The organism is Algoriphagus faecimaris (assembly GCF_900101705.1).
GTDB classification, from domain to species: Bacteria; Bacteroidota; Bacteroidia; order Cytophagales; family Cyclobacteriaceae; genus Algoriphagus; species Algoriphagus faecimaris.
Genome location: NZ_FNAC01000086.1, coordinates 1 through 3200, shown reverse-complemented (window position 1 = coordinate 3200; position 3200 = coordinate 1). Strand labels below are relative to the sequence as shown.

The 3200-nt window shown below is 35.6% G+C and carries 4 protein-coding genes; all 4 read right to left on the bottom strand.

What is annotated here, in order from left to right; all coding sequences use genetic code 11:
- Positions 1–112: 112 nt before the first annotated feature.
- The 4 genes from BLQ57_RS21540 to BLQ57_RS20590 all read right to left on the bottom strand — a co-directional run bounded on the left by BLQ57_RS21540 (position 113) and on the right by BLQ57_RS20590 (position 3027).
- Positions 113–319 (bottom strand): GDCCVxC domain-containing (seleno)protein, encoded by a 207-nt coding sequence (locus BLQ57_RS21540; protein WP_069796431.1) that lies wholly within the window; start codon positions 317–319, stop codon positions 113–115.
- A 1-nt stretch (position 320) separates the two neighbouring features.
- Complete coding sequence (gene merTP, locus BLQ57_RS20600; RefSeq protein ID WP_035630394.1) at positions 321–920, bottom strand: mercuric transport protein MerTP; 600 nt, start codon at positions 918–920, stop codon at positions 321–323.
- Positions 917–1291, bottom strand: coding sequence for an ArsR/SmtB family transcription factor (locus tag BLQ57_RS20595; RefSeq protein WP_087941489.1), 375 nt, complete (start codon positions 1289–1291; stop codon positions 917–919). Before BLQ57_RS20595 ends, merTP begins: the two co-directional genes overlap by 4 nt.
- Positions 1292–1470: 179 nt before the next feature.
- Positions 1471–3027, bottom strand: a complete 1557-nt coding sequence (locus BLQ57_RS20590; protein ID WP_244887431.1) for an alpha/beta hydrolase — start codon at positions 3025–3027, stop codon at positions 1471–1473.
- Positions 3028–3200: the final 173 nt, after the last annotated feature.

Below are 3200 nucleotides of genomic sequence, written 5' to 3'. Positions count from 1 at the left end.
TCAATCCCCATAGGCACCTCACCGGTTTCGTGCAACAGCGCTTTCATGCTTGGCTTTGCAAGCCGCACGAAAGCTTAGTTGTTAGTGGCTGGGCTTCTTTGTTTTCCGTCTGTCAGCAACATTTTTTGTCCTGCTGAATTGGTGGACAAGCAACACTTCCGTAGCTACAATAAACACAGCAGTCGCCTTGTTTTGGTTTTAGAACTTGTTTGCATTTTTCACATTCGTAAAAATATTGGCAAGCGTCTGTCGGCATTGTTTCTTCTTTCTTATGTCCGCAGTTGGGGCAAGTTATTGTTGATTGTAATTTGATTTCCATTTTAATTTTCTTTTTTGTCGGTTACAGAATATCCTGTTGAGTTTATTGCTTTTTCGATTTCAGAAATATTTGTTTTTGAGTTGTCAAATTCTATGATTGCATTTCCATTTTCATATGAAGCGTTTGAACTTATTATTCCTGTCAATTTATTTACTTCGTGATTTACGTGTTCTTCGCAACTCGCACAAGTCATTCCGCTAATCGTAAATTTTACTTTTTGAATATTGGATTTGTCCACTACTATGATTTGCTTTTCTTTCTTTGGGTAGAAAATGCTTGAATAGTATGGAAAGGCAAGCATAACGATTGCAAATGCTGTTACAATTCCTAAAAACATTTTTGACTGAATGAATTTTGGTTTTTCTTCTGTCTCACAGTTGCAGTCAATTTGCTTTTTAGGTTTCAACTTTTGATACCAAGCAAAACCAAGAACCAAAATTGTCAAACCGATAAAATACGGTCTGAAAGGTTCGAGCCAAGAAAAAGTAGAAGCAAGTCCGCTTGTTCCTGCAATGAGAGCCAAGACAGGTGTAATGCAACACAATGAAGCTGCAATTGCTGTTAAAAGTCCTGCTCCGATTAGTTTGTTGTCTGTTTTCATAATGTTTCTAATATTTTGTTTTCGTCAAGTATTTTGAAAAACGGTTTCAGCATTTTTTCATACTCTTTTGTTAATGAGTAAAAAATGGTTTGAGCTTCTCTTTCTGTTTCAATGAGTTTTCTGTCTTTGAGTTTTCGCAAGTGTTGTGAAACCGCTGAAATTGTCATACCAAGAATATCGCTTATATCACAAACACAAAGTCGTTTTTCTTCATAGATCAGAAAGAGAATTTTCAGTCTTACGTTGTTTCCTGCCAATTCAAGTCCGTTTGATAAATAGTCAAATGAGCCGTTGAGTTCTGAAACTCTGTCTTTACAGCGATTTATTTGTTTAATGTCCGCTTGTTGTCGTATGCAAGAATTGTTGTCCATAGTACAAAGGTAGTCAATTAGCTTATTTAAGCAACTACTAAAATACGAAACATCAAAAAGAACCCGATTTGTCTGTCGGGTTGTGTCGTCATAGCCTTGCCACTAACGGTTTATATATGAAGCGTAGCGAGGAACGAGCTATGATATCATATATAGTGTTATGTACATTTTTCTTCGTTTTACTCCGTCCCGATCAAAGCTATTAATCCATCTGAAAGTGTTCCTCGCCAGTTAACGTAATTGTGCCCTCCTTTAAATTCATGATAATCTACTTCATAGCCTTTTAATTCAAGAATATCCCGAAACTGTCTGTTCATTCCAAGCATTGATGCACCAGCATCATATAGTCCAATGTCCATATAGAACTTGATTGGCAGTCGTTTACTCTGTTTGTATAAATTGATTAGTTTTCCATTCTCTTCTGGGTAAATCCAATGGTTTTCATTTTCAGTTCCTTTTATCCAATAGGAACCTGATTGAGAAAGAACATTTCCTATTACATCTGAGTGTCTGAAGGCAATAAAGCTAGACGCAAAACCTCCCCGACTTGAACCTGCTAAAACAACCTTGTCAGGATTGGGATGAATATTATATTCTGAACGTACCCAAGAAACAAGCTCGTTCGCAATAAAATCACCAAATTTCTCGCTTACCAAATCTTTACTGCGTTTACCCATTGACCACACTAAAATGGTGACAGTAGGCGTGATTTTGTTCTCTGCTGTAAGATTGTCAATTATAGTAGGTGTGGGTATTCTTGAACTTCGATTGGGTCTTGCTCCATAAGATTCTCCATCAAAAACGATTAAAAGATTATGAGGTGTTGTCGAGTCATAATTTGCAGGTGTATGGACAGTTATTTTCCGTTCTTCGCCTAAAAATTCGCTTTTGATTGAAGTTGGTAACAATGTTCCTTTAGTTACATTTTCCCGTTCAGCAATATACCTTTGTTTAGGTGCATTTGGCATTTCAACGGTTCCATCGTAAGCGTGTATGACATCTCTATATTCAATTTCGCCATTTGGACCTGCTTTATCTAAAATAAAATAATTGAAGCCATAATTGAAACGAGCATCTTTAGGAACTCTTTGTGTAATAAAATGAAGTTTTGTGCTTGGTAATCGCTGAAATCGCAATCCCAAAAAATCAGGCCCTCCACTTAACATTACATATTCTGTATTATGGTCTGGCACACAAAAGTAAGTGACCAACATATTGTCATTATCACCTTCAATTGGTTCAATAATATGTCTTTCGGACTGTTTCGCTATGAAATTGTCAATAGCATTCTTATTGCTAAGTGTAGATTCCCACAAATTGTATAATGTTTCTGTAGGGAGTTCCCTTTTGGTAATACGCTTAGTATTTTCCGACAAGCTTATGATCTGATCAACTTTTAAAGCGTAATTACCTTTTTTCGATTCCTTATCAAGAGAATGAACTACAAATTTGTATATACCCGATTGATTGGCCGTAATGTCAATCTGTTCATCTCCGTCTTTTCCGTTTGGACTGTCAATTTGCTTTGAAAGTTCACCTTTAGGATTATATACATCGATTACCAAGTCTATACCTTTCTGAATGACCTTTCCGGTGATTGCCATACCATTTTCTAATTGCACAGCATAAAAATGCTTTTCTTTAGCAGAAATAGTTTTATCGAATATTTCTCCTGCAATTAATTCTTCAATGCTTTCATTCTGTGCAAGAACCGCACTATTAAGATTCAGTATCAAAAATAGCAGGATTGACAAAATATGTTTAAAAAAAATCTTCATTAGGCTATATTTCTGTATTGATAAGTTTAAATTGTACATAACTTGTTTATTTATATACCTTTTGTCCATTTATACCTCTTATTTAACTGCATAAATGCACCTTTTTGGTACTAATCTATAAGTCATCAAAG

Coding starts and splice junctions, on each gene's coding strand:
- merTP (WP_035630394.1), bottom strand. CDS start 920: ATGAAAACAGACAACAAACTAATCGGAGCAGGACTTTTAACAGCAATT.
- BLQ57_RS20595 (WP_087941489.1), bottom strand. CDS start 1,291: ATGGACAACAATTCTTGCATACGACAACAAGCGGACATTAAACAAATA.
- BLQ57_RS21540 (WP_069796431.1), bottom strand. CDS start 319: ATGGAAATCAAATTACAATCAACAATAACTTGCCCCAACTGCGGACAT.